The organism is Streptomyces sp. Je 1-4 4N24, from assembly GCF_026239515.1.
GTDB lineage: Bacteria > Actinomycetota > Actinomycetes > Streptomycetales > Streptomycetaceae > Streptomyces > Streptomyces nigrescens.
In genome coordinates this window covers 3,905,122-3,929,401 of record NZ_CP110836.1, presented here as the reverse complement: position 1 = coordinate 3,929,401, position 24,280 = coordinate 3,905,122, and the positions used below count along the sequence as shown (strand labels likewise).

Sequence of the window (24,280 nt, the reverse complement as noted above, 5' to 3'; positions counted from 1 at the left end):
AGGGGCATGCGCTGCCTATCCGGCCCTGACCCATCGGACAGGTCCTGGCGCGCCGGTGCGCGTGAGTCTCGTCACGCCCCCGCCGGCCGTGTCGCCCCGGTAGCGCCCGTTCCGGCCTCCCCGCCCACGGGGACGGGCCGCCGGCGGCGGGGCGCGGCTGCCTGGACCTCCTGCCCTGTGCACAGCCCCGGCCCGTACGCTGTCCTTCGTGACAGAGCCAGTGGTGCGCATCCCGGATGCGAAGGTCGCGCTGTCCACGGCCTCGGTGTATCCGGAGTCGACGGCGACGGCCTTCGAGATCGCCGCGCGCCTCGGCTACGACGGCGTCGAGGTCATGGTGTGGACCGATCCGGTCAGCCAGGACATCGACGCGCTGCGCCGGCTCTCGGACTACCATGGCGTCCCGGTGCTGGCCGTCCACGCACCGTGTCTGCTGATCACCCAGCGGGTCTGGTCCACCGATCCGTGGGTCAAGCTGCAGCGCGCCCGCAACGCCGCGGAGAAGCTGGGCGCCTCGACGGTGGTCGTGCACCCGCCGTTCCGCTGGCAGCGCAGCTATGCGCGGGAGTTCGTCCGCGGAGTGTGGCGGATGGCGCACGAGACGGACGTGAAATTCGCCGTCGAGAACATGTACCCGTGGCGCTACCGGGACCGCGAGATGCTCGCCTACGCGCCCGACTGGGACCCCACCAACGACGACTACCGGCACTTCACCGTCGATCTGTCGCACACCGCCACCGCGCGCAATGACGCGCTGGAGATGGTGGGGCGGATGGGCGACCGGCTGGCGCATGTCCACCTCGCCGACGGCAACGGCTCCGCCAAGGACGAGCATCTGGTCCCGGGCCGCGGCAGCCAGCCCTGCGCCGCGGTGCTGGAGCGGCTGGCCGCGACCGGTTTTGACGGCCATGTGGTCGTCGAGGTCAACACCCGGCGGGCGATGTCCGCCGCCGAACGCGAGGCCGACCTGGCCGAGGCGCTGGCCTTCACCCGGCTGCATCTCGCCTCGCCGAACCGGGTCCCCGGCTCGTGACCGGTGGCCGGGACGAGGCGTCCCCGGGGCCCGGTACACCGCCCGCACCGGCCCGCCGCCGGGGCCGCCCGGCCCGCGCCGCCGCCGAGGCCGGTCCCGGCGCCCGGGACCGCATCCTGGCCGCGGCCCGTACGGAGTTCGCCGATCGCGGCTACGACAAGACCTCGGTGCGTGGTATCGCCAAGGCGGCCGGGGTGGACGCGGCGCTGGTCCACCACTACTTCGGCACCAAGGAGCAGGTCTTCGCGGCGGCCATCGAGCTGACCTTCGCGCCCGCGCTGACCATGCCGGACGCCCTCGCGGGCGGCGGTGCGGACGTGGGCGAGCGGATGGCCCGCTTCATGTTCGGCGTCTGGGAGAACCCGGTCAGCCGGCAGCCGCTGCTGGCGATCATGCGCTCGGCGCTGACCAACGACACCGCCGCGGCCGTGCTGCGCGGCCTCATCGAGCGCCGGATGCTCCAGCGGGTCGCGGGCGAACTGGACGTCCCCGACCCGGAGTTCCGGGTACAGCTGGCCGCCGGGCACCTCATCGGGATCGCCATGCTGCGCTATGTGATCAAGATGGACCCGATCGCCTCCGCGGACCCGGAGGAGATCATCACCATGGTCGCGCCGACCCTCCAGCGCTATCTGACACAGCCGTGACGCCAGCCGTGACGCCAGCCGTGACACAGCCCTGACAAGCACCCCACGAGGCGCCTCATCGGCCCGTCGACGGTCCCCGACCTGCGAGAACTCCCCCCGATCCGCTGTCCGCACTGCGGTCAGCCGTCTCACATGCCGGAGAGGCTGTCCAGATCTTGGATCAGGAGCGTAATCTCGACAGGAGCTGATATATGACGCCGCCCGGTACGCGGCCAGGGGCCAGGTACCGGCAGCGGCGGTCGTACGGACGATCCCGAGGGAGTGACCCATCGTGCCTGATCTGAGGTCCCGCACCGTTACCCATGGCCGCAACATGGCCGGCGCCCGAGCCCTTATGCAGGCCTCCGGCGTAGCGCGCGAGGACTTCGGCAAGCCGATCATCGCGGTCGCCAACAGCTTCACCGAGTTCGTGCCCGGCCACACCCACCTCCAGCCGGTCGGCCGGATCGTCTCCGAGGCGATCCACGCCGCGGGCGGCATCGCGCGCGAGTTCAACACCATCGCGGTCGACGACGGCATCGCGATGGGCCACGGCGGCATGCTCTACAGCCTGCCCTCCCGCGACCTGATCGCCGACTCCGTCGAGTACATGGTCGAGGCGCACTGCGCGGACGCGCTGATCTGCATCTCCAACTGCGACAAGATCACGCCCGGCATGCTGATGGCCGCGATGCGGCTCAACATCCCGACCGTCTTCGTCTCCGGCGGCCCGATGGAGTCCGGCAAGACGACCCTCGTCGACGGCACCGTACGCACCCTCGACCTGGTCGACGCGATCTCCGACGCCGTCAACGACAAGATCTCCGACGAGGACATCCTCCGCATCGAGGAGAACGCCTGCCCGACCTGCGGCTCCTGTTCGGGCATGTTCACCGCCAACTCGATGAACTGCCTGACCGAGGCCATCGGCCTCTCGCTGCCCGGCAACGGCTCGACGCTGGCCACCCACACCGCCCGCAAGGCGCTGTACGAGAACGCCGGCCGCACGGTCGTCGAGATCACCAAGCGGCACTACGACGAGGACGACCACACCGTCCTGCCGCGCAACATCGGCTCCCGCGCCTCCTTCGAGAACGCCATGGCCCTGGACATCGCCATGGGCGGCTCGACGAACACGATCCTGCACCTGCTCGCCGCGGCGCAGGAAGCCGGCCTGAACTTCGACCTGGACGACATCAACGCCGTCTCCCGCCGGGTGCCCTGCCTGGCGAAGGTCGCCCCGAACGTCGCCCCCGGCGGCACGTACTACATGGAGGACGTGCACCGCGCCGGCGGCATCCCCGCCATCCTCGGTGAGCTCTACCGCGGCGGCCTCCTCAACGAGGACGTGCACACCGTCCACAGCGCCTCGATCGAGGACTGGCTCAAGACCTGGGACGTGCGCGGCGGTTCCCCCTCCGACGAGGCCGTCGAGCTGTGGCACGCGGCCCCCGGCTGCAAGCGCTCCGCGACCGCCTTCTCACAGTCCGAGCGCTGGGACTCCCTCGATGTGGACGCGGCCGGCGGCTGCATCCGCGACATGGCGCACGCCTACTCCGTCGACGGAGGCCTGGCGGTCCTCAAGGGCAACATCGCCGAGGACGGCTGCGTCGTGAAGACCGCCGGTGTCGACGAGTCCATCTGGACCTTCGAGGGCCCTGCCGTGGTCTGCGAGTCGCAGGAGGAGGCCGTCGACAAGATCCTCAAGAAGCAGGTCAAGGAGGGCGACGTCGTCGTCATCCGCTACGAGGGCCCCAAGGGCGGCCCCGGCATGCAGGAGATGCTCTACCCGACGTCCTTCCTCAAGGGCCGCGGCCTGGGCAAGACCTGCGCCCTGGTCACCGACGGCCGCTTCTCCGGCGGCACGTCCGGCCTGTCCATTGGCCACGCCTCCCCCGAGGCGGCGGCCGGCGGCACCATCGCCCTCGTCGAGGACGGCGACCGCATCCGCATCGACATCCCGAACCGCGGCATCGAACTCCTCGTCAGCGATGAGGAGTTGGCGGCCCGCCGGGAGGCCCTGGGCGGCGTTTACGCCCCCAAGCAGCGCGAACGAAAGGTCTCGCAGGCGCTGCGCGCGTACGCGGCGATGGCGACCAGCGCGGACAAGGGCGCGGTGCGGGACGTGAGCAAGCTGGGCTGAGCCGGGGCGCACACAGCAGGGCACCAGCAAGGCCCAGTAGGACACGGCAGGACACAGCACGGTGCCGGCGGTCGTGGGATACGACCGCCGGCACCGTGCCGTGCTCCGGCTTTGACCACGGTCTGTGAACCGGTGCCGGGGCTGCGGAGTGGATGTCAGCAGTTCGTCGGGGGATTCGGTCCGATCTTGACCTCCCACAGCGAGTTGTTGCTGTCCCCGTTTCCGCCGAGAACGACCTTGGTGGTCATCGGGTTGGTGCTGTCGCCGTTGAACTCCCACTGCGCCCAGTCGTTCTGGGCGAAGATGAACTTGCCGGTCAGTTGCCGGGTCATGGGCGTCTCTACCAGCCACCCCCACTGGCCAGTGGGAATGTCGCGCCACACTTCCTGTTGCCAGACCTTTTCTTCACCCACGGTACGGGCATAGTTGCTCTGCCAGGTATTGGTGAACTTGTTAACGATCTTCAGCGAGGCCACGTCCGGCTTCCCGAGCGTCACCTCTATACCTGTCTCTTGGGAATTCTGGACGAATCCCCCGACGGTTTCGGAATTGATGCTTTTCTCTGACTGGATGAACTTGGTCGACGAGGCTCCCGGCCCCGAGCTGAGCACGGGCCTGCCGCGGCAGATCGGCTTTCCGCGGGTAGGCTCACTCTTTTGCGTGGTCTCCCACTTGCAGTAGGAGTGGTCCTTGTCGCACTTGGTCATCGCGTACTCGGCTGCGAGGTTCATCATCGCCTGAGTGTTGCCGCTCGGCGCGTCCGGACCTGCGAGGTCGTAGATGTTGAAGACGGAGCCTTCATCGCCCGACGCGCAGGTGTAAGAGCCCACCCGATTCGAGTCGTAGATGTCCTTCCCGGAGTGCCCGCCGAGTGCGTTCAGGCACAGGTCGTCCTTCACCGAGCGGATCATGAACCCGCCGGACGGTGACGGCTGGAGGTACCACTTCTGTTCAGCGGTATTGCTGCAGTCTTGCTCCAGCCACCATCCATGCTCCCCCATCGACAGGCACTTCTTGCTGTCGCGGACGACCATCTGGAAGCTGCCGTCGCCGGTGTTCCGGAACTGCCACCGCTGATTTTCGCTGTTCTTGTTGGGGAAGATGTAGGCCCTCCCCGGCCCATCCGCACCATCACCGTGCCAGCCGCGCGCGATCTCCAGCACCCGCGCGTCGTCCTCCATTTCGCTGGCGACGATCAGGCACTCCAGCTCCTGCGCGCAATCCCCTTCCGCAGCTTGCGCCTGACCCGCCCCCAGCGGTGAAATCGTGGCGGCCACGAATGCCATGGCGGAGAATGCGACCAGCAAAGAGCGCACCCGCATAACCCGTGATCTGACGGTTTTCACATTCAGTCCCCTCGTCCTGTCCGTACCTTGAGTAATGCGTCGACTTACCTTGTGCTTACGTCGACGCTCATATCTTCAACGGAGTTGGGCAGAGGGAACACCCCGTTCTCAATAATGGGGCCATAGGTAAAAGGCTATGCGTCACTCGCGGCGTCACTCATGGTGCGGAGCAGGCGGGCGAATTCCTGCTCGGCCGGCGAGAGCGCGGTCTCGCGGGAGGTGGCCAGCACGATGGTGCAGGCGGGCAGCCCCGGGTCGGGTCTGAGCAACGCCAGGTGCCCGTCCCGTAGTTCCTGGGCCACGCAACGCTGCGGCATCACGGCGATACCGAGATCGGCGATCACCGCCTGCTTGAGCGTCTCGTTCCCCGTGACCCCAGGACACCGCGAGGGCGGCAGCCCCCAGAGGGCCAGGGCGTCACCCTGTGCCCTACGCGTCGCAGAGCCCTCTTCCCGGAACAGGAAGCGCTGCTGCGCCAGGTCGGCCGGGGTCGCCGCGCGCCCGGCCAGTGGATGCCCAGGCGGCGCGACAAGGACGAGCTGCTCCTCCAGGATCGGCTCCATGCGGTGATGCGGTGACGCTCCCCCCTGGTAGCCGGGCAGGACGGCCAGACGCACCTCGCCATCCGCCAGCTGCCGGAGGATCTCCGTGGTGTTGCCGGTCCTCAGCTGGCGCTCGACACCAGGAAAGAGCTCGGCGAACCGGCCGAACACCGGCAGGAGCAGATGGCTGCTGTAGGTGCTCGTGCCGCCCACTAGGAGGCGCCCCGCAGGGGCAGCGGACACCCGGTCGATGGCGGCGGCGACCTCTTGCGCGAGGGACGAGATCTGCTGGGCGTACTGGAGGAGCACCTCACCTTGAGCCGTCAGCCGCAGGCGCGGACCGGACCGGTCGATGAGGGTGGTACGCAACGAGACTTCCAGCTTGTGCACATGCTGGGAGACCGAGGGCTGGCTCATATAGAGCTTCCGCGCCGCGGCGGAGAACCCCCCGCACGCCACGACCTGCTCGAAGACCCACAGCCGGTGCAAGTTGAGCTTCATGTACGTGTCTCCGCAGGCAGAGGCGGTCAGGGACGGTCGGGAACCGGCCTGATGGCCGGAATGCGCGGATAAGGCACGCATAAGGGCTACGTTCAGGGACTTATGTGGCCGTTTCTCCATGGCCAGATGATGAGCATGTAACAGAGATCGGCCCCCGTCGTTGTGACGGGGGCCGATCTCGTAGGGCGCGAGAGGCGTCAGACGCCGGGGAGTTGGGCGTTCTTCACGGCGGTGACGAAGGATGCCCAGGCGGCGGCGTCGAAGAGGAGTGCCGGGCCGTGGGGGTCCTTGCTGTCGCGTACGGGGACGAGGGCGGGGAAGTCGGTGCTGACTTCGATGCACTGGCCGCCGTCAGAGTTGCTGTAGCTGGACTTGCGCCAAGTGGCGGTGGTCAGGAGGTCGTCGGAGACCTCGATGCACTCGCCGCCGTCTGGGTTGCTGTACGTGCTCTTGCGCCAGGTGATGTTGCTCAAGTCGATGGCTCGCACGGCACTTCCTCCAACATCCGCATGACGAACTTCCGCGATTCGGCCGGGCTCAACGCCAGGTCACGCACCGCATCGTACGCGCGTTGCAGACGCTCAACGGAACTTGTTTCCTCGATGAGTTCGCCACGGTGGGCGTTCTCCGTATAGGCCACTGTGCGGCCGTCCGGCAGTCGCAGAAACATCACAGCGGTACTGACCAAGCCGTGCGGGCCAGCGTCATGAGGGAGCACCTGAAGTGTGAGGTTCGGGCGCTCGGCAGCCTCTGCCAGGTGCGCAAGCTGCTTTCGCCACTCCTCGGCATCGTCCAGCGGCGTTCGCAACACGGCCTCGGACAGGATGGTCCGGAAGGGTGGCGCTTCGTCCCCCATGAGCAGCTTGCGGCGCCCCACGCGAGCTTCGACCTGCCGTGTCAGCTCTTCGCCTTTCGTGCCACCCACCACGAGTACGTCGTGTGCGTAACCTTCCGTCTGGAGCAGGCCAGGCAGAACGCTCACCGCGTAGTGCCACAAGCTCAACGCTTCCGCTTCCAAGGTCATGTACCGCCGGTACCGCTCCTTGAACTGCGTGGGATCTGCCACCGCCAACTCCCACAACGTCAGCAGTAGTCCCGGCGTCCCGTAGTGCTGGTCCAGGGCCTGCGCGACCTCCGGGCTGCCCAGGGTCTGCCCGCTCTCCATCTTCCCGAACAGCGACCAGTCCCAGCCCAGTACGTCGCCGAGCTGCCGGAGGCTGTCGCCCTTCTGGGCCCGTAGTAATCGCAGCTCTTCCACGAATCGTTGGCGTGGCTCCTGGCTGCGACCGGTGACAGCTCGCCTCGGTGGCATGGCGACCTCCTCCGTGGAAGGTGTGGAACTAACGGTGCGTGGTCGCGAAATACAGCCTGCAAGCAGCATTCGCGCCCTTTTCCGGTCCATTCTCGTAAGGGCCGGAACACGCACAGTAGTGGCGCTCCGGGGCCTCACGCAGGGAAACGGCAGACGGGAGCGGGCACTTATGACCAGGGAACGACGGGCGGAGGCCGAGGGGATGGCCGAGGCCGAAGCGGTGTGTGAGGAGCTGGCCGCCGTGCTGCGGCGGACCGGGATCGTGCTGCCGTCACTGATGGTGGACCCGGTGACGTACGGCTATGAACCGCCGCGCGTCCTGGTGGAGTTGGGGCGCTGCAACGTGGAGACGACGCGCAAGCTCATCGCGGTGCTCAAGCGGGCGGCCGCGTGAGTGGGCGCGCCCCGTACGTCTCTCCGGCGTGCCATGTCGGCAGGCATCCGGCGTGCGACAAGGGCATCGCCGTGCCCGAGGCCGTCACCGTGCCCGGGGTGCGGCGCGAGCCCTGCACCTGCCACTGCCACCAGGACGGCGGGCCGTCCCGTCACCAGCCCGCCGGGTCCTTCGTCGCCGCTGCGAAGACCGTCCCGTCCGGCGCCGCCGCGTAGATCGGGCCGTCCGGGCCGTCCGTACGCGGGGCCGGGAGCGTCTCCACGAAGCCGTTGTGGCGGCCGGACATCCGCGGCGGCGTCTGCCCCAGCAGCTCACCCGATGTGGCGTCGACCGCGAGGAGCCGGCCGTCCGCCGCCGTGAAGTACAGCCGGCCGCCGCTCACCACCGGCGCCGAGCCCCGGCTCACCGAGGTCTCGGTGTCCCATTTCCGTCGGCCGACGGCCTGGAGGGAGCCGCCCTCGGCCAGCAGGTACACCGACTCGCCGTGCACCACGGCGGACGCACCGTCCAGCGGTGCGGTCAGCTTGAGGCGGCGGCTGTGCCCGGTGGCCGGGTCGTAGCGGACGACGGCGGTGGTGCGGTACGAGAGCGTCGGGTCGGTGACGGTCAGATACAGCGCCCCGGACGCACCGGAACCGGCCACGGCGAGCACCCCGGGCAGCCGCCGCGACCAGCGGACCTTGCCGGCGGCCGGGTCGATGGCGGTGACCTGGGTGGCTTTCCCGTCGGGGGTGCCCTCGGCCGCGTAGGCGGTGTGCGCGTCGCCGAACGCCGAGAAGAGGGGCAGCTGATGCCCCGGGAACCGCTTCTGCCAGCGCTGCCGGTGGGTGGTGCTGTCCAGTGCGGTGACCGTGCCGTCCGCCGCGGCCAGCAGGATGCGGTTGCCGACGACCTTGGCGCCGCCCTCGTACCCGGAGACGTCCTTGCTCCAGCGGGTGGCGCCCTCGCCGTCCGCCGACGGGTCGAGGGCCAGCAGTCGGCTGCCGTCGTTGGAGAAGACGTACAGCAGCCCGCCGGAGAGCACCGGTGCGGTCCGGGACACGGCCTTCTTCGCCGCGTTCTTGCCGGTGGCGGTGGGGTCCTTGCTCCGCCATGCCACCCGGCCGGAGTCCGGGTCGAGCCGCGCGGCCAGCATGCCGGGCTGACCGCAGAAGACGGCGCCGGAACCGGTGGTGCAGTGCGGCAGTTCGGCGTCGTAGCCCTTGGGGCGTTCGACGAGGGTGGTGCGCCACGGGTGGAAGTCGGCGCGGCCGTTGCGCGAGGGGTGGGTCTGCAGGGCCGGGTCCGGTCCGGCGCCACCCGGGGACAGCGTCTGGACGCCCGCGTACGTGCCGGCGCCGGTCACGACGAGGGCGACGGCGGCCCAGAGGGGCCAGCGGCGGGCACGGAGGCGAGAGGCGGAACGGGAGCGGGAGGGGGAGCGGGTACGGGAGCGGGCAGGGCGGTGGGGCGTGGCGAGGGCGGCGGGGAGTTCCGGGGCCTCGGGGCGTCCGGCATCGTCGGGGAGCCCCGGGCCGTCGAGGTGGTCGACGGGCGCGGGGGCGCGGACATGCGTGGTCTCGGCGCGCGACGGGGCGGCCTCGGCCCGTACCGGATGCGGTTGCGGCTGCTCCGGGCGGAGCCGCTCCGGCTGCCGCTGCTCCGGTATCCGCGCCGCGGGCACCACGCCGTCGGACACCGATGCGCCACCTACTGAGCCGTCCGGCAGCGCCTCACCCGTCACGGCCTCACCCGTCACGGCCTCGACCGCCGCTGCGCCGTAGGGCACCGCGTCACCCGGCACGACGCCGCCCGGCAGGACATCACCCAGCACGACACCGCCCGGCACGACCCCTCCAGGGACGCCCCTGCCCGGCATCAGACCGCCGATCGGCACGTCCGCGGACGCGTCCGTCCGCAGCAGCTCCATCAGCGCATCCGGTGTCGGCCGGTCCGCCGGATCCTTCGCCAGACAGCTCTCGACGAGCGGCACCAACTCCGTGGGCACACCCGCCAGATCGGCCTCGTCGTGCACCACCTGATACGCGACGAGATACGGGCTCTCCGAGTCGAACGGGCCGCGTCCGGTGGCGGCATGCACCAGCACCGAACCCAGTGCGAAGACATCCGCCGCCGGGCCCACCTCGCGCGGCCGCTGGAACTGTTCGGGCGCCATGAACGGCGGGGTGCCGATCAATTTCCCGGTCTCGGTGCGCATTTCACTGTCGGAGGGCCGCGAGATACCAAAGTCGATGACTTTTGGCCCATCTGTGGCCAGCAGCACATTTCCGGGCTTCAGATCGCGGTGCACCACCCCGGCGCGATGGATGTCGCGCAGCGCCTCGGCGAGCCCCGATGCCAGCCTCCGCACCTCGTCGACCGCCAGCGGGCCATTCCGCTTCACATGATCGGAGAGCGTCGGGCCGGGAATGTGGAGGGTCGCCATCCAGGGCCGTTCGGCATCAGGATCGGCGTCCACGACGGGCGCCGTGAAGGCCCCGCTGACCCGCCGCGCGGCCGCCACCTCCTGCCGGAACCGCCCGCGGAACTCCGGGTCCTGGGCGAATTCGGCATGGATGACCTTGACCGCGAGCAGCAGCCCGGAGGACGAGCGCGCCAGATGGACCACGCCCATGCCGCCGGAGCCGAGCCGCGCCTCCAGGCGGTATTGGCCGGCGTATTCCGGATGCTCCGCTTCCGGGCCGATGCCGGAATCGCGCAGCGATGGCATGGTTCCACCCCCGTGTCATTACCCGTGCCATTCGGTCGCAGGTGCGACGCGCGGAGCCTAGTCGATGGTGCGTACGAGTTGAACGAGGCTTGCTAGCGTGCGCGTTGCAGCACCGCACCGAGCGGCGGCACGAGCGGCCCCTCGGGCACCATCACCATCACACCATCAACGGGGGAACACGAAATGACCACACAGGACCATCAGGGCGCCGTGGAAGCGGCCGACGGCCAGGCGCTCGCCGCCGCGGCGGGCGGTCTCACCTACCCCATCGCGCCCGGCTACCGCGTCAAGGTCCGCCAGGGCCCCAGCACCGACTCCCCGGTCGTCCGCCAGCTCGCCGAGGGCGCCCGGATCCAGATCCGCTGCCAGCGGCACGGCCAGAAGGTCAGCGGCCCGTACGGCACCTCGGACATCTGGGACAACATCGGGCCCGGCCAGTACATCTCCGATACGTACGTCCGCACCGGCAGCAGCGACATGGTCGCGCCGCTCTGCACGAGCTGAGGCACGGCGCGCGCCGCGGGGCCGTGGACGACGGCCGGGGCGGCGCGCAGGCTCGGTCCACGCCAGCCCGGCCCGCCTCCCGGGCACCCCGGGGCCACAGGTCGCCGGGTGACCGGGCCCGCCGGGGATAATCGATGCCATGAGCGATGAGCAGCGGCCCTCGGCGAGCCCGGAGCCCGGCGGCAACGCGTCCGGCGGTCCCGAGCCGGAGGCGATCCGGTTCTTCGGCACCACCTGGCTCCACCACGACGGCGGCTACGGCCTGCGCCGGGCCGGCGTCGCGGTGGGCTCGCTCGCGCTCGCCGCGGCCGGCGCGGCCGTCCTGCGCTTCGCGTTCCAGGGCCTGGAGATCGCCGCCGTCGGCCCGTTCGTCGGCATCCTCGTCGTCGCCGGCTTCGCCATCTGCAGTGCCCTGGCCTTCCGCCGCACCTGGGACGGCTTCGTCCGCCGCCGTGACCCGGCCGCCGAGAGCGCTGCCGACAAGTCCGCGCAGAGCCTGATGTTCATCGGCTTCATCGGCTCGCTGCTCGCCTACTTCTGCCGCAGCCTCGTCGAGGCCCCCGGGGAGAAGCTGCACCGCACCGAGTACACCGCCGCCCGCGAACGCCACGAACGCCGCCGGGGTGCCCGCACCGGCAACCCGGCCGCCAAGAAGCCCAGGCCCAAGAAGCGCCGCTAGTACGGCAATTGCGGTGGGTGTTTCGCCGGCGTGCGGGGCGGGCATCGCAGGGGGGAACGAAACCGATGGGCTGCCCATACCCTCCTCGGGATGGGCGGCCCGCTGCGTTTGACGGCGTGTTCTGTGTCGTGATGCCCCGGAGAGGATCTGCGGGCCTGTGCCGACGCCCCGGCCGGCCTGGCAGGCCAAGGGCGGCCCCTACCCGAAGGGGTCAGCATGAGTACGAACTTCCAGCCGGGGCTGCCGGGGCTGCTTTCGGCCACCAACCTCCCCGCGGCCCGGACGGCAGCGCCGATCAGGCTACTGGCACTGACGACGGTCCCGGTGGGCGACCAGCCGGTCGGGGTCGCGGTCGCCGCCAACGGCAACGCCTATGTGACCAACACCGCGTCGAACGATGTGTCCGTGATCAACACCGCTACGGACACCGTCATCGTCCCCAGCATCCCCGTCGGCATCAATCCGATCGGGGTGGCGGTCGCCCCCAACGGCAAGGCCTACGTCGTCAACCGTGGCTCGAACACCGTGACGGTGATCGACACCGCCACCAACACCGTCCTCGTCCCCAGCATCACCGTCGGCACGACCCCTATCGGGGTGGCAGTCGCCCCCAACGGCAACGCCTACGTCACCAACCTGGGCGACTTCACCGTGACGGTGATCGACACCGCCACGGACACCGTCATCGTCCCCATCATCACCGTCGGCATCAACCCGTACGGGGTGGCGGTCGCCCCCAACGGCAACGCCTACGTCACCAACCTGGGCTCCAACGACGTGACGGTGATCGACACCGCCACCAACACCGTCACCGTCCCCAGCATCCCCGTCGGCACGACCCCTCTCGGGGTGGCGGTCGCCCCCAACGGCAACGCCTACGTGACCGCCTTCTCCTCGAACAATGTGACGGTGCTCAACACCACCACCAACACCGTCGTGGGCGCCCCCATCCCCGTCGCCCCCGGCATCAACCCGGCCGGGATAGCAGTCGCCCCCAACGGCAAGGCCTACGTGGCCGACGTGAACTCGGACGACGTGACGGTGATCGACACCAACACCAACACCGTCGTCTGCACCCCCATCCCCGTCGGCACCAACCCGTTCGCTGTCGCGGTCGCCCCCAACGGCAAGATCTACGTCACCAACCAGGGTTCGGACGACGTGAGCGTCATCCCGCCGTTCCCCACCCTGACCAGCATCACCCCCAACCAGGGGTCCACAACCGGCGGAACGCCGGTGACCCTCCTCGGCACCAACCTCACCGGCGCCACTGTCACCATCGGCGGCAACCCCGCCACCGGCGTCAACGTCAACCCCGGCGGCACCGCGATCCACGCCTTCACCCCGCCCGGCGCGCCCGGCCCGGCGACCGTCACCGTCACCACCGACGGTGGCTGCGCCAGCCTGGTGAACGGCTTCACCTACGTCTCTGCCGGCCACGCCACCTCGCTGACCGCCACCCCGGCGCTGGCGAAACTGTTCCCGCCGCACGTGTACTTCCCGTTCCTGACCGCCACGCTGAAGGACCTGGTCACCGGCCTGCCCGTGTCCGGCCAGACCATCACCTTCAAAACCGGCACGCACATCCTGGGAACCGCCACCACCAACGCCCAAGGCACCGCCAAGCTGGACGAGACCCTCACCTTCCCGCTCATCCTCGCCAACGGCGGCTACGACGCCACCTTCGCGGGCACCGGCACCCTGCTGCCCTCCAGCGCCCACGGGGAGATCCTGACCCCCTAGCAACGAGCCGCGGGAACCGGCTCCGGCCGGTCGGCCTGACCGGATCCACCGGCTGGTGAACTCCTGCGGCCGGAACCCGGCGATGTGCTCGACGACGTCGGTGCATACGTGGTCGAGCACATCGTCACCCAGCCGGAGCGCTGTTCGTGGACACAGCCCAGACGTCGGCCGTGCCCAATCTGCGGGCGATGGCCAGCTGCCTGCCAAGGGGGCCGTATGGGGTTGGTGACGGTGATCGGTACGGTGGGAGAGCCGCGCACGTACGGCGGTCGGAGGGGATGTCCGGTGAGCCGCCCGCAGGACCGGAGCGAACGCCGGGGCTCCCAACCTCCGGGACCAGGGCCGCCCGCGCCGATGGGGGCACCTCCCGGCCGAAGGCTGGGGGAGGATTACCGGGCGTCCCCTCCGACCCACCACCCACCAAGCGACAGCGAACCGGCCCCAGCCCACGGCAAACCCGCACCGGCGCCCAGCCCACGGCAACCCTCACCGCCCCCAGCCCACGGCAACCCGCACCAACCCCACCCCGCGCCCGGCATGATGCCCCGCATGCCGCACCGAACCGAGCAGGAGCAACTCCCCCCGACGCCACAGCCGTTGCAGCCCCCGACGCCACCACACCACGCCACCCTCGCCCGCGCCTTCGACGCGGTGGCCGCCCAGTACGCCGCCGCCCGCCCCGGCTACCCACCGGCGCTCTTCGACGCGATCGAGGAGCTGGCCGGGCAACCGCTGGCGGGGGCGCGGGTGCTGGACGTCGGAGCCGGCACCGGTATCGCGACCAAGCTGCTGGCCGAGCGCGGTGCGCGGGTCACCGCCGTGGAGCCGGGCGCCGCCATGGCCACCGAGCTGCACACCGCCCACCCCGACGTCCCCCTCGTCCGCGCCCTCGGCGACGCGCTGCCGTTCCGCGACGACGCGGCCTTCGACCTCGTCGGCTACGCACAGGCCTGGCACTGGACCGACCCGGCACGCTCCGTCCCGGAGGCGCTGAGGGTGCTGCGCCCCGGCGGCGCGCTCGCCCTGTGGTGGAACATCCCCGACCCGGACGTCGAATGGGCCGCCGAACAGGAGGCCAGGATCGCCCGCCGCCTGCCGGACTACCACAGCCACAGCGTTGCGCCGGAGGCCGCTGACCTGATCCGCGACCTCGGACTCGGCCTGCACCCCGTCTCCCGGGTCCTGCACTGGACCCGGCGCGTCCCGCTCGACACCCACCTCGCGATGCTGGGCAGCCGCTCATACTTCTCCGCCATCGGCCCGGCGGCCGCCGCCCCCGTCCTAGCGGCCGAGCGGGCCGCCCTGCGCGACGTCTTCCCGGACGGCATCGTCGAGGAGGCCTACGCCCTCGACCTGACTGTCACACTCCGGCCACCCACCCCGTCCTAAGGGGTGCAGGCCGCCGCGGAGTACGACGCAGGGCCGAGACGGCGGGAACGGACAACAGGGGAGCGGACGATGACGGAGCAGGAGCAGGAGCAGGAGCAGGAGCAGGAGCAGGAGACGGGGACGGAGCCGGGGACGGGTGCGGGCGTGCCCGGACGAGTGGCGAACGGCCCGGCCGGGGACCGGCTCGCGCAGTTCGAGGAGCAGCGCGGACGGCTGTGGGCCATCGCCTACCGGATCATGGGCACGGTCACCGACGCCGATGACGCCGTCCAAGAGGCCTGGCTGCGCTGGCAGTCGCTACCGGGTGAGCAGACTGTGGCCAGCCCGCGCGGCTACCTCACCACCGTCGTCAGCCGCATCTGCTACGACCTGCTGGGCTCGGCCCGCGCCCGCCGCGAGACCTACGTAGGGCCCTGGCTGCCGGAGCCGCTGCTCCACGGCACCGGCGGTCCGCTGCCCCTGGGCGGCGCCGTCCCCGAGGGCCCCGGCGGCCCCGGCCCCGAGGACCGGGTCACCCTCGACGAATCCGTCGGGATGGCGCTGCTGACCGTCCTGGAACGGCTCACCCCGGCCGAACGCACCGCCTTCATCCTCCATGACGTCTTCTCGGTCCCGTTCCCGGAGATCGCCGAGGCGGTCGGCCGCACCCCGGATTCCGTACGGCAGCTGGCCTCCCGCGCCCGCAAGCGCGTACGGGCCGAGGCGCCGCGCCGCACCGTCGACCGGGCAGAGCACCGCCGCACCGTCGAGGCCTTCCTCTCCGCCGTCATGGGCGGCGATTTCGAGGCGCTGCTGTCCGTCCTCGACCCCGAGGTCATCTGGCGTTCGGACGGCGGCGGCAAGGTGTCCGCCGCGCGCCGGCCGGTGCTGGGCCGCGAGAAGGTGGCCCGCTATGTGCAGGGCCTGGTCACGCGTGGCGCCCAACGGGAGGGGCTGCGGGTGTCGTTGGCGGAGGTCAACGGCGCCACCGGGCTGGTCTTCGTCGACCCGGCGGGCGAGCAGTCCGGAGTGTTCGCCTTCACCGTCCACGCTGGCCAGATCACGGAGGTGGACGCCGTCATCAACCCCGACAAGCTCGCCCACCTGGACCTCGACCGGCTGTGATCAGGACGGCCGCCAACCGGCCGCCGCCCCGTGGCGGCGTCCCGGCCGACGGGCACCGACCGGCCCGGCCGACGGGCGACCGACCGTCCCGCCGAGGCCTAACCGACCGACCCCACCGCCGCCCCCGATGTCACACTCCCCCACCCCACGTCGTCCCCCTCACGGCGCCGCCAATTCACCGCGGCGCCCCGGACCGACCACAGGAGGCAGCATGATCAGCGTGGCGAAGCGAGGGGGCTCCCGAGGGCGCACGGGACGGGGGAGGGTCGTGGTCCTCGGCGGCGGCTACGCGGGGACGATGGCCGCACTCCGGCTCGCCCCGTACGCGCAGGTGACCCTGGTCGACCCCGGGGACCGGTTCACCGAGCGCGTCCGCCTGCACGAACTGGCCGCCGGCCGCCCGGAGGTGAGCCACTCCCGGGCCCGGATGCTGCACGGCACCGGCATCGAGCATCTCGCCGCCCGTGCCACCTCCCTCGACCCGGACGCCCGCGCCGTGCACACCGACAGCGGCCGCACCCTCCTCTACGACCGGCTCGTCTACGCCCTGGGCAGCCACACCGACCCGCGCGGCATCGGTGAAAGGGCCTTCACCGCCGAGAGCGCCGCCGCCCTCCACAAGCGGCTGCTGGACGGGCCGGGTGCGCTGACCGTGGTCGGCGGCGGCCTGACCGGCATCGAGATGGCCACCGAGATCGCCGAGTCCCACCCCGCATGGCAGGTCCGGCTGCTCACCGGCGGTGAGATCGGCGGTGGTCTGTCGGTCCGCGGCCGGGCCCATGTCCGTACCGTCCTCGACCGGCTGGGCGTCCGCGTCGAGGAGGGGCACCAGGTCGCCGACGCGGACGGTGTCGATGCCGACGCCGTGCTGTGGGCCGGTTCCCTGAGGGCCACCGGCGGTCTCGCCCACGACGCGGGTCTGGTCACCGACCCGGTCACCGGCCGGCTCCGGGTCGACGCGATGCTCCGCTCGGTCAGCCACCCCGACATCTATGCCGCGGGCGATGCGGCCGCGGCCCGTACGCCCCGCGCCGGCGCCCTGCGGATGGCCTGCGCCACCGCGCTGCCCACGGGCTCCCACGTCGCCGGCGCGATCGCCGCCGAGCTGCGCGGCGCCGCGCCCCGGCCACTGTCGTACGGCTTCTTCGTGCAGTGTGTGAGCCTGGGCCGGCACGACGCCCTGATCCAGTCGGTACGGGCCGACGACACCCCGCGCGAACGGGTCCTGACGGGCCGCCCGGCCGCCCGGGTCAAGGAACAGGTGGTCCGCAACGCCGTCCGTGTCCTGCATCTCGCGGCCCGCCGCCCGGGCGTCATCCCGCTGATCCCGGGTATCGGCTAGGCGGGACGGTAGTACGGCCGTCCAGGGGCCGGTCCGCGTAACCGGCCCCGGCCCGCTCACCCAGGGGCCGGTCCGAGAAGTTCTCGTATACGGGCCACGGCCCCTCACCCAGGGCCGGTCCGAGGACCTGTCGCGTAACCGGCCCCGGCCCGTTCACCGCCCGCCCCTCAGTCCTCCCGCTCCGGCTTCCCGTTCTCGTACAGCCACTTCTTGAACAGCGGCTCCAGGTCCATGTCCGTGTACTCCTGGCAGAAGTCGATGAAGTCCTGCGCATCGGCGTTGCGGTAGCGGTACTCGGTGGGCCATTCGCGCAGGATCGTGAAGAAGGCCTTGTCGCCGACGGCGTTGCGCAGCTCCTGGAGGAGCATCGCGCCCCGCTCGTAGACGGGGGTGCCGGTCACATTCTTCGCCTTGCCCGGTTTGCCCGGCGGGAAGGCCCAGCGCGCCGGGTCCGTGGTGTCGTCGTAGAGCGCGTCGAACTGCTCCTGCGGGGTCTTGCCGCCCTCGCGCTCCTCCCACAGCCACTCGGCGTAGGTCGCAAAGCTCTCGTTGAGCCAGGTGTCCGCCCAGGTCTTCGGCGTCACCGAGTCGCCGAACCACTGGTGGGCCATCTCGTGCACGAGGGTGGCGGTGTCCGGCGCCCCCGCGTAGACCGGCTTGGTCTGGGACTCCAGGGCGATCCATTCGATCCGTTTCGGGGTGTCGTCGACGATCGCGCCCGCGGAGGAGAAGGGGTACGGCCCGAAGAGCTTGCTCTGCCACTTCACGATCTCCGGCAGCTTCTCCAGCGGCTCCTTGCTGGCCTTGGCCTCCGCCGGGTCCACCGCCACATACAGCGGCAGCCCCTCGGGCGTACGGGAGGTGCGGACCTCGAACCTGCCGATGGTGGCCGTCGCGAGATAGCTGGCCATCGGCCGGCCGTTGTGCCACCGGAAGGTGGTCCGTCCCCTGGCGGTCCGCTCCGACCTCAACTCCCCGTTGGCGACGGCGGTGTAGCCCTTCGGCACGGTGATGGTGAAGTCGTAGGTGGCTTTGTCCCGGGGGTGGTTGTTGCCGGGGAACCACGTCATGGCACCGGCCGGCTGACCGGCGACGAACGCCCCGTCGCGGGTCTTGACCCAGCCCTCGGTCGACTGGTCCGGGTCCTTCAACTCCTGCGGTGTGCCCTCGTAGTCGACGCGGGTACGGTACTCCGCGTCCTTCCTGAGTGACTCGTCCGGCCGCACGATCACCTTGTGTCCCTTACGGGAGAACTCCGCGTCCTCGCCGTCGACCTGCACATCCGTCACCCGCAGCCCCTGCAGGTCGAGCTGGAAGGACCGCAGATCCGCCGTGGCCTCGGCGGTGATCTCGGCGGTCGCGTCCAGATGCCTCTTCCTGATGTCGTAGTCGAGGTCGAGCCCGTAATGGCGCACCTGGTAGCCGCCGTTGCCGAGCGCCGGGAACAGCGGATCGCCCACTCCGCCGCTGCCCGCCACCCCTCGTACACCACTGCTGGTGCACGAGGAGAGCAGCAGGGCGACGGAGAGGGCGGCGGTCGCACCGCAACTGCGAAGGGGCCGGCGGTTCACAGCACTCCCGGGGTCCGCGGACATCAGCGTCCCGACCTTACGGTCATTTCCGTCCACACACCGGCCCTTCTCACACAGTTGTCCTACGGGGCGACGGACGGGGCTTCCTGCCGGGCGGTCCCGCCCGGGCCGCGGCGCTGCTCCTCCCAGGCACCGAGCGCGGCCGCGCAGGCATGGTCGAGATGCCGCAGCCCGGTCAGATCCAGCTGGACCTCCCGGTCCTTGGGCAACGCCTCCAACTGGTCGAGCAACTTGGGCAGCCGGAGGAAGGTGGCATTGCCGAGGGCCCGTACGCGGATGGGGCGGCGGGGCCCCAGAACGGCCGGTTCACCGTGGCCCGCCGGCTCGTCCAGCCCCACGATCTCCAGGTGGACGTGCGAGGTCTCCCACGCCGACTTGGCGACCGCCATCAGCAGCCCCAGCAGTACCCCCTCGAACATGTTGGTGGCCACGATCGCCACCGCCGTCGCGGCGAGCACCACGGCCTCACCCCGGTGCTCCCGCCACAACGGACGCCACTGCTTCACCGGGAGCAACTTGACGCCCGCATGCACCAGTACGCCCGCCAGCGCCGCGAGCGGCACCACGCCCAGCGCCGCCGGGAACGCCGCCGCGAAGACCAGCAGCCACACCCCGTGCAGCACCCGCGAGACCTTGGTCTGCGCCCCGGCGTACACATTGGCGGAGCTGCGGACGATCACTGCGGTCATCGGCAGCGCGCCGAGCAGCCCGCAGACCGTGTTGCCCGCGCCCTGCGCCATCAGCTCCTTGTCGTAATCGGTCTTCGGCCCGTCGTGCAGCCGGTCCACCGCGGCCGCGCTGAACAGCGACTCCGCCGACGCGATCAGGGTGAACGCCAGCACCGTGCCCAGCGCACCTGCCACCGCCCCCGCCTCCGTCAGCTGCGCGAAGTCCGCTCCGCCCGGCGGCTGGATCACTTCCAGCAGGCCCGCCACTTCGACCCGGGCCACCGGCATGTCGAGCACGAACACCACGACCGTCGCCAGGGCCACCGCCACCAGCGGCGCCGGCAGCACCCGCGCCGCCCGCTGCCATTTCGGCCACAGCACCAGCAGCGCGATGGTTCCCGCGCCGACCGCCAGCGCCGCCAGCGCCCTACCGGATCCGGCGGTGTTTGCCGCGAGGTCCGGCAGTCCGCCCAGGTTCGCCGGCCCGTTGCCCGGCGGACGGGCGTCCACCAGGGCGTACAACTGCCCGGCGATCAGCACCAGCCCGATGCCCGCGAGCATCCCCTGGACGACCGCCACGGAGATGGCCCGGAACCAGCGCCCCAGCCGGAGCGCCCCCATGACCAGCTGCAGCGCCCCGGCGATCAGCACCAGCGCACCCAGCGTGCCGAGCCCGTACTCCTGCACGGCCTCGTAGACGAGCACGGTCAGCCCGGCGGCCGGACCGCTGACCTGCAGACTGCTGCCGGGAAGTAACCCGGTGAGCAACCCGCCGACAATTCCGGTGACCAGCCCGAGCTCGGCCGGTACCCCGGAGGCGACGGCCACCCCGACACACAACGGGACGGCGACGAGAAAGACGACCAGCGAGGCGGTGAAATCGGCGCGCCAGACCGACAGCTTTTCCCGTGACGGTATGGATGACCGGGACAGATGTTGTCGGGCAATACGGAACCTACGCATGGGGATGCCTCCAGCGAGTGCGAGATGCGGTGGCGCACGAGTACGCACGGATACGCACGAGCGGACGCGGGGAGGTACGGGCAGCCGGCCGGCGATCCTCTGCACTGGTGTCTGCGATCGCCGGCTGCCACGCACTGCCGCGCGGTGCGCGCCATGGGGAAATGACGGCTGGATCCGTCGGATGCGCGGGCCGGGGGAGGCCCTTGGGGGCAGCTCTGAGCTCTCAGCAGCGGAAGACGAGGTGCTGGAGCGGCAGTTCACCGGATCTCGACACGGGTACGGCCTGCCGTCCGGTCAGCGGGGCGGTCAGGTGCAGCCCGCCCTCGGTCCGTACCGGTGCGGTGGTCGAGACGGTGGTGAACGGTGGCGTCGGCGCGGACACCGAGGCCGTGGACCGCCCGTCGCGGCGCGGTGGGCAGCGGTCGCTGCCGGATTCCGGATTCTCGGTCTCGGCGGGGTCCGACGCCCAGGGCGCGGTGCCCGGGGAACCGGTACGGCCGGCGCCGGTCGAGGCCGGGGCGGCCGTCGCGCGCTCTCCGTACACACCATCCGCGCCCAGGGGCAAGGCCAGCAGGACGGCCATGACGATCAACAGGAGCCGGCCGAGGCCGCGAACCCGGATCTTCGCCATCGTCGCCCCTTCCGGCGCGGCTGGACAGGTCATCCCATTGTGTCCAAGCGGACACGCAGGACCGCAAGTCGGTTTGTAACCACCCTGTAAACGCGGAGTTATCGACCAAGAACGGCCGGATCCTTTCACTACGGCGCCCGCCGGTGCGCGTAGATCCCCACCATGCGCCCCTTCTGCACCACGCCTGGCCGGATCACCACCCCAATGGCCCAACCGCCCGCCTGCGCCCCTCCTTCCGGCTGCCCGCCCCGTCCATGGCCTTGACGTCCTCGCGCCGCCGGGAGGATTATTCATCGCATGATGAATTATGGCCGTGACCCCGCCGTCCACGCCCGCGGCCTCACCGTCGTCCGAGGCGGCCGCACCGTCCTCGACGCCCTCGACTTCGACGTGCCCCGCGGCCGGGTCACCGGTCTGCTCGGCCCCTCCGGCTGCGGCAAATCCACCCTCATGCGCGCCATCGCCGGCACCCAGGCCAAGGTCACCGGGACCCTCGACGTCCTCGGCCACCCCGCGGGCGACCCCCGGCTGCGCCCCCGCATCGGCTATGTCACCCAGGACCCGTCCGTATACGACGACCTCACCGTCCGCCAGAACCTCGACTACTTCGCCGCCGTCCTGCACCCCGGCCGGTCCGCCCGTGGCAGGCGCCGCGAGAGCGTCACCCGCGCCATCGAGGACGTCGACCTCACCCGGCACGCCGACGCCCTCGCCGGCAACCTCTCCGGCGGCCAGCGCAGCCGGGTCTCCCTCGCGGTCGCCCTGCTCGGCGCCCCGGAACTCCTCGTCCTCGACGAGCCCACCGTCGGCCTGGACCCCGTCCTCCGCCGCGACCTGTGGCACCTCTTCCACACCCTCGCCGCCGACCGCGGCACCACCCTCCTCGTCTCCTCGCACGTCATGGACGAGGCCGAGCGCTGCCACCGGCTGCTCCTGCTGCGCGAGGGCCGCCTCCTCGCCGGGGGCACCTCCCCCACGGAGTTCGGTGGAGACACCCCCGACGCTCTCCGTGACCGCACCGGCTCCGACACCGTCGAGGCCGCCTTCCTCCATCTGGTCGACGAGGCCGAGGCGGCGGCCACCCGGCCACCGGAACCGGCGCACCCCACCACTCCCCAGGAGCCGGCGCGATGACCACCACACCGCACACCGAAGGCGCCCCGCAGACCGAAGGCGCACCGCAGACCGAAGGCGCACCGCAGACCGAAGGCGCACCGCAGACCGAAGGCGGACCGCCCAACGAAGGCGCCCCGCAGACCGCGGGCCCACCGCACCCCACCCCCGCGCCCTTCTCCCCGTCCCGCGCCCTCGCCACCGCCGCCCGGGTCCTGCGCCAGCTGCGCCACGACCCCCGCACCATCGCGCTGATGCTCGTCGTCCCCTGCGTGATGATCGCCCTGCTCCGCTACGTCTTCGACGCCCGCCCGGAGACGTTCGACAGCATCGGCGCCTCCCTCCTCGGCATCTTCCCGATGATCACGATGTTCCTGGTGACCTCCATCGCCACCCTCCGCGAACGCACCTCGGGCACCCTGGAACGCCTGCTCGCCATGCCCCTCGGCAAGGCCGAACTGATCAGCGGTTACGCCCTCGCCTTCGGCCTGCTCGCCATCGTGCAGTCCGCCCTCGCCACCGGCCTGTCCCTCTGGCTCCTCGGCCTCGACGTCACCGGCTCCCCCTGGCTGCTCCTCCTGGTGGCCGTCCTCGACGCCCTCCTCGGCACCGCGCTCGGCCTGTTCGTCTCGGCCTTCGCCGCCTCCGAATTCCAGGCCGTCCAGTTCATGCCCGCCGTACTGATGCCCCAGCTGCTGCTCTGCGGCCTGTTCACCCCGCGCGACACCATGCAGCCGGCCCTGGAGGCACTCTCCGCCGCCCTCCCGATGTCCTACGCCGTCGACGGAATGAACGAGGTCCTCCACCACCCCGACATCACCGGCGACTTCCTCCGCGACACGGTCATCGTCACCGCCTGCGCCCTCCTCGTCCTCGCCCTCGGCGCCGCCACCCTCCGCCGTCGTACGAGGTGACGCCGCACGCCGCCGCTGGGGGCATACGTGCCGCAAGGGCGATGAGGGCCCCTGCTCCTCAAGAGCTCGGGGGAGCGGGCACAGCGGCACCCCACCGCGGGGCAGCCGAACCCGTAGCGGAACCCCCACGGTGCGAGGATGGCCGGGAAAAGCCCAGCGCAGCGGAAAGGTGAACCCGCACGATGACCCAGAAGGTCGCAGTACTCGGCACCGGAAAAATCGGCGAAGCCCTGCTCAGCGGAATGATCCGAGGCGGCTGGGCACCCTCCGACCTCCTGGTCACCGCCCGCCGCCCGGAACGCGCCGCACAGCTCCAAGAGCGCTACGGCGTCGAAGCGGTCAGCAACGCCGAGGCCGCCAAGTCCGCCGACACCCTCATCCTCACCGTCAAGCCCCAGGACATGGGCACCCTCCTGCGGGAGCTGGCCCCGCACGTGCCCGCCGACCGCCTGGTCATCAGCGGCGCCGCCGGCATCCCCACCTCCTACTTCGAGGAGCGCCTGGCCGCCGGCACCCCCGTCGTCCGGGTCATGACGAACACCCCCGCCCTCGTCGACGAGGCGATGTCCGTCATCTCCGCCGGCAGCCACGCCACCGGCGCACACCTCACCCGCGCCGAGGAGATCTTCTCCGGCGTCGGCAAGACCCTCCGCGTCCCGGAGTCCCAGCAGGACGCCTGCACCGCGCTCTCCGGCTCCGGCCCGGCCTACTTCTACTTCCTCGTCGAGGCCATGACCGACGCCGGCATCCTCCTCGGCCTGCCCCGCGACAAGGCCCACGACCTCATCGTCCAGGCCGCCATCGGCGCCGCCGTGATGCTCCGCGACAGCGGCGAACACCCCGTCAAGCTCCGCGAGAACGTCACCTCCCCGGCCGGCACCACCATCAACGCCATCCGCGAACTCGAGAACCACGGCGTACGCGCCGCCCTCATCGCCGCCCTGGAGGCCGCCCGCGACCGCAGCCGCGAACTGGCCTCCGGCAACGGCTGACCGAGGACCGGCCCCGGGGGCGCGCCGACCGCCACGCCC

Annotated in this window: 21 protein-coding genes; 13 read left to right on the top strand and 8 right to left on the bottom strand. The window is 71.0% G+C overall.

Going from position 1 to position 24,280, the window contains the following annotated elements:
- Positions 1–208: 208 nt before the first annotated feature.
- The 3 genes from SLV14N_RS16850 to ilvD all read left to right on the top strand — a co-directional run bounded on the left by SLV14N_RS16850 (position 209) and on the right by ilvD (position 3,802).
- Positions 209–1,033, top strand: coding sequence for a sugar phosphate isomerase/epimerase (locus tag SLV14N_RS16850; protein WP_187413045.1), 825 nt, complete (start codon positions 209–211; stop codon positions 1,031–1,033).
- Complete coding sequence (locus SLV14N_RS16845; RefSeq protein ID WP_263269927.1) at positions 1,030–1,680, top strand: TetR family transcriptional regulator; 651 nt, start codon at positions 1,030–1,032, stop codon at positions 1,678–1,680. Before SLV14N_RS16850 ends, SLV14N_RS16845 begins: the two co-directional genes overlap by 4 nt.
- A gap of 271 nt (positions 1,681–1,951) precedes the next feature.
- Complete coding sequence (ilvD, locus tag SLV14N_RS16840; protein ID WP_263269925.1) at positions 1,952–3,802, top strand: dihydroxy-acid dehydratase; 1,851 nt, start codon at positions 1,952–1,954, stop codon at positions 3,800–3,802.
- A 155-nt stretch (positions 3,803–3,957) separates the two neighbouring features.
- On the opposite strand, the gene SLV14N_RS16835 is transcribed toward ilvD, so the two are convergent.
- From SLV14N_RS16835 to SLV14N_RS16820, 4 genes are all read right to left on the bottom strand, one after another.
- Entirely contained in the window at positions 3,958–5,088 is a 1,131-nt protein-coding gene (locus tag SLV14N_RS16835; RefSeq protein ID WP_263269924.1) for an RICIN domain-containing protein, read from the bottom strand.
- Between the two features lie 194 nt (positions 5,089–5,282).
- Positions 5,283–6,191, bottom strand: coding sequence for a LysR family transcriptional regulator (locus SLV14N_RS16830; protein ID WP_263269922.1), 909 nt, complete (start codon positions 6,189–6,191; stop codon positions 5,283–5,285).
- A gap of 197 nt (positions 6,192–6,388) precedes the next feature.
- The gene (locus SLV14N_RS16825; RefSeq protein ID WP_263269920.1) at positions 6,389–6,679 is read right to left on the bottom strand and encodes a DUF397 domain-containing protein; all 291 of its coding nucleotides are present in this window, start codon (positions 6,677–6,679) and stop codon (positions 6,389–6,391) included.
- On the bottom strand, positions 6,661–7,503 hold the full coding sequence (locus SLV14N_RS16820; protein ID WP_263269918.1) for a helix-turn-helix transcriptional regulator: 843 nt from the start codon (positions 7,501–7,503) through the stop codon (positions 6,661–6,663). The genes SLV14N_RS16825 and SLV14N_RS16820 overlap by 19 nt, the downstream gene beginning before the upstream one ends.
- A 169-nt stretch (positions 7,504–7,672) precedes the next feature.
- Between SLV14N_RS16820 and SLV14N_RS16815 the strand changes: the two genes are divergently transcribed.
- Positions 7,673–7,897, top strand: coding sequence for a hypothetical protein (locus SLV14N_RS16815; RefSeq protein ID WP_263269917.1), 225 nt, complete (start codon positions 7,673–7,675; stop codon positions 7,895–7,897).
- Positions 7,898–8,048: 151 nt separating this feature from the next.
- Here SLV14N_RS16815 and SLV14N_RS16810 read toward each other — a convergent pair whose 3' ends face one another.
- Positions 8,049–10,607, bottom strand: a complete 2,559-nt coding sequence (locus SLV14N_RS16810; RefSeq protein ID WP_263269915.1) for a PQQ-binding-like beta-propeller repeat protein — start codon at positions 10,605–10,607, stop codon at positions 8,049–8,051.
- A gap of 183 nt (positions 10,608–10,790) precedes the next feature.
- Here SLV14N_RS16810 and SLV14N_RS16805 point away from each other — a divergent pair, with 183 nt between their 5' ends.
- From SLV14N_RS16805 to SLV14N_RS16780, 6 genes are all read left to right on the top strand, one after another.
- Positions 10,791–11,111 carry a peptidase gene (locus tag SLV14N_RS16805; protein WP_208681687.1) on the top strand — a complete coding sequence of 107 codons (321 nt, stop codon included), beginning with the start codon at positions 10,791–10,793 and terminating at the stop codon, positions 11,109–11,111.
- Positions 11,112–11,250: 139 nt separating this feature from the next.
- The gene (locus tag SLV14N_RS16800; protein ID WP_208681685.1) at positions 11,251–11,790 is read left to right on the top strand and encodes a hypothetical protein; all 540 of its coding nucleotides are present in this window, start codon (positions 11,251–11,253) and stop codon (positions 11,788–11,790) included.
- 216 nt (positions 11,791–12,006) lie between these two features.
- Complete coding sequence (locus SLV14N_RS16795) at positions 12,007–13,533, top strand: YncE family protein (RefSeq protein ID WP_263269913.1); 1,527 nt, start codon at positions 12,007–12,009, stop codon at positions 13,531–13,533.
- A gap of 549 nt (positions 13,534–14,082) precedes the next feature.
- Positions 14,083–14,922, top strand: a complete 840-nt coding sequence (locus SLV14N_RS16790; protein ID WP_263269911.1) for a class I SAM-dependent methyltransferase — start codon at positions 14,083–14,085, stop codon at positions 14,920–14,922.
- Positions 14,923–14,991: 69 nt separating this feature from the next.
- Positions 14,992–16,026, top strand: coding sequence for an RNA polymerase sigma factor SigJ (gene sigJ, locus SLV14N_RS16785; RefSeq protein ID WP_263269910.1), 1,035 nt, complete (start codon positions 14,992–14,994; stop codon positions 16,024–16,026).
- A gap of 211 nt (positions 16,027–16,237) precedes the next feature.
- Positions 16,238–17,368 carry an NAD(P)/FAD-dependent oxidoreductase gene (locus SLV14N_RS16780; protein ID WP_208681675.1) on the top strand — a complete coding sequence of 377 codons (1,131 nt, stop codon included), beginning with the start codon at positions 16,238–16,240 and terminating at the stop codon, positions 17,366–17,368.
- A 167-nt stretch (positions 17,369–17,535) separates the two neighbouring features.
- On the opposite strand, the gene SLV14N_RS16775 is transcribed toward SLV14N_RS16780, so the two are convergent.
- From SLV14N_RS16775 to SLV14N_RS16765, 3 genes are all read right to left on the bottom strand, one after another.
- A complete protein-coding gene (locus tag SLV14N_RS16775) occupies positions 17,536–18,939 on the bottom strand; it encodes a M1 family metallopeptidase (RefSeq protein WP_263273187.1) in 1,404 nt (467 codons plus the stop codon).
- Positions 18,940–19,022: 83 nt separating this feature from the next.
- Positions 19,023–20,591, bottom strand: a complete 1,569-nt coding sequence (locus SLV14N_RS16770) for a SulP family inorganic anion transporter (protein ID WP_263269908.1) — start codon at positions 20,589–20,591, stop codon at positions 19,023–19,025.
- A gap of 223 nt (positions 20,592–20,814) precedes the next feature.
- Positions 20,815–21,222: a hypothetical protein gene (locus SLV14N_RS16765; protein ID WP_208681672.1), complete on the bottom strand. Its 408-nt coding sequence runs from the start codon at positions 21,220–21,222 to the stop codon at positions 20,815–20,817.
- A 297-nt stretch (positions 21,223–21,519) separates the two neighbouring features.
- On the opposite strand from SLV14N_RS16765, the gene SLV14N_RS16760 reads away from it, so the two are divergent.
- The 3 genes from SLV14N_RS16760 (at position 21,520) to proC (ending at position 24,241) form a co-directional block, all read left to right on the top strand.
- Positions 21,520–22,356 carry an ABC transporter ATP-binding protein gene (locus SLV14N_RS16760; protein ID WP_263269906.1) on the top strand — a complete coding sequence of 279 codons (837 nt, stop codon included), beginning with the start codon at positions 21,520–21,522 and terminating at the stop codon, positions 22,354–22,356.
- A complete protein-coding gene (locus SLV14N_RS16755) occupies positions 22,353–23,249 on the top strand; it encodes an ABC transporter permease (protein WP_263269904.1) in 897 nt (298 codons plus the stop codon). The genes SLV14N_RS16760 and SLV14N_RS16755 overlap by 4 nt, the downstream gene beginning before the upstream one ends.
- A 182-nt stretch (positions 23,250–23,431) precedes the next feature.
- On the top strand, positions 23,432–24,241 hold the full coding sequence (proC, locus tag SLV14N_RS16750) for a pyrroline-5-carboxylate reductase (RefSeq protein ID WP_208681665.1): 810 nt from the start codon (positions 23,432–23,434) through the stop codon (positions 24,239–24,241).
- The last annotated feature ends 39 nt before the right edge of the window (positions 24,242–24,280 follow it).

Bases quoted from the DNA above. Each gene is read 5' to 3' on its own strand.
- SLV14N_RS16805 (WP_208681687.1), top strand. From the start codon at position 10,791: ATGACCACACAGGACCATCAGGGCGCCGTGGAAGCGGCCGACGGCCAG.
- SLV14N_RS16810 (WP_263269915.1), bottom strand. From the start codon at position 10,607: ATGCCATCGCTGCGCGATTCCGGCATCGGCCCGGAAGCGGAGCATCCG.
- SLV14N_RS16835 (WP_263269924.1), bottom strand. From the start codon at position 5,088: ATGGCATTCGTGGCCGCCACGATTTCACCGCTGGGGGCGGGTCAGGCG.
- SLV14N_RS16820 (WP_263269918.1), bottom strand. From the start codon at position 7,503: ATGCCACCGAGGCGAGCTGTCACCGGTCGCAGCCAGGAGCCACGCCAA.
- SLV14N_RS16755 (WP_263269904.1), top strand. From the start codon at position 22,353: ATGACCACCACACCGCACACCGAAGGCGCCCCGCAGACCGAAGGCGCA.
- SLV14N_RS16765 (WP_208681672.1), bottom strand. From the start codon at position 21,222: ATGGCGAAGATCCGGGTTCGCGGCCTCGGCCGGCTCCTGTTGATCGTC.
- SLV14N_RS16780 (WP_208681675.1), top strand. From the start codon at position 16,238: ATGATCAGCGTGGCGAAGCGAGGGGGCTCCCGAGGGCGCACGGGACGG.
- proC (WP_208681665.1), top strand. From the start codon at position 23,432: ATGACCCAGAAGGTCGCAGTACTCGGCACCGGAAAAATCGGCGAAGCC.
- SLV14N_RS16795 (WP_263269913.1), top strand. From the start codon at position 12,007: ATGAGTACGAACTTCCAGCCGGGGCTGCCGGGGCTGCTTTCGGCCACC.
- SLV14N_RS16770 (WP_263269908.1), bottom strand. From the start codon at position 20,591: ATGCGTAGGTTCCGTATTGCCCGACAACATCTGTCCCGGTCATCCATA.
- SLV14N_RS16830 (WP_263269922.1), bottom strand. From the start codon at position 6,191: ATGAAGCTCAACTTGCACCGGCTGTGGGTCTTCGAGCAGGTCGTGGCG.
- SLV14N_RS16760 (WP_263269906.1), top strand. From the start codon at position 21,520: ATGATGAATTATGGCCGTGACCCCGCCGTCCACGCCCGCGGCCTCACC.
- SLV14N_RS16790 (WP_263269911.1), top strand. From the start codon at position 14,083: ATGCCGCACCGAACCGAGCAGGAGCAACTCCCCCCGACGCCACAGCCG.
- SLV14N_RS16815 (WP_263269917.1), top strand. From the start codon at position 7,673: ATGACCAGGGAACGACGGGCGGAGGCCGAGGGGATGGCCGAGGCCGAA.
- sigJ (WP_263269910.1), top strand. From the start codon at position 14,992: ATGACGGAGCAGGAGCAGGAGCAGGAGCAGGAGCAGGAGCAGGAGACG.
- SLV14N_RS16800 (WP_208681685.1), top strand. From the start codon at position 11,251: ATGAGCGATGAGCAGCGGCCCTCGGCGAGCCCGGAGCCCGGCGGCAAC.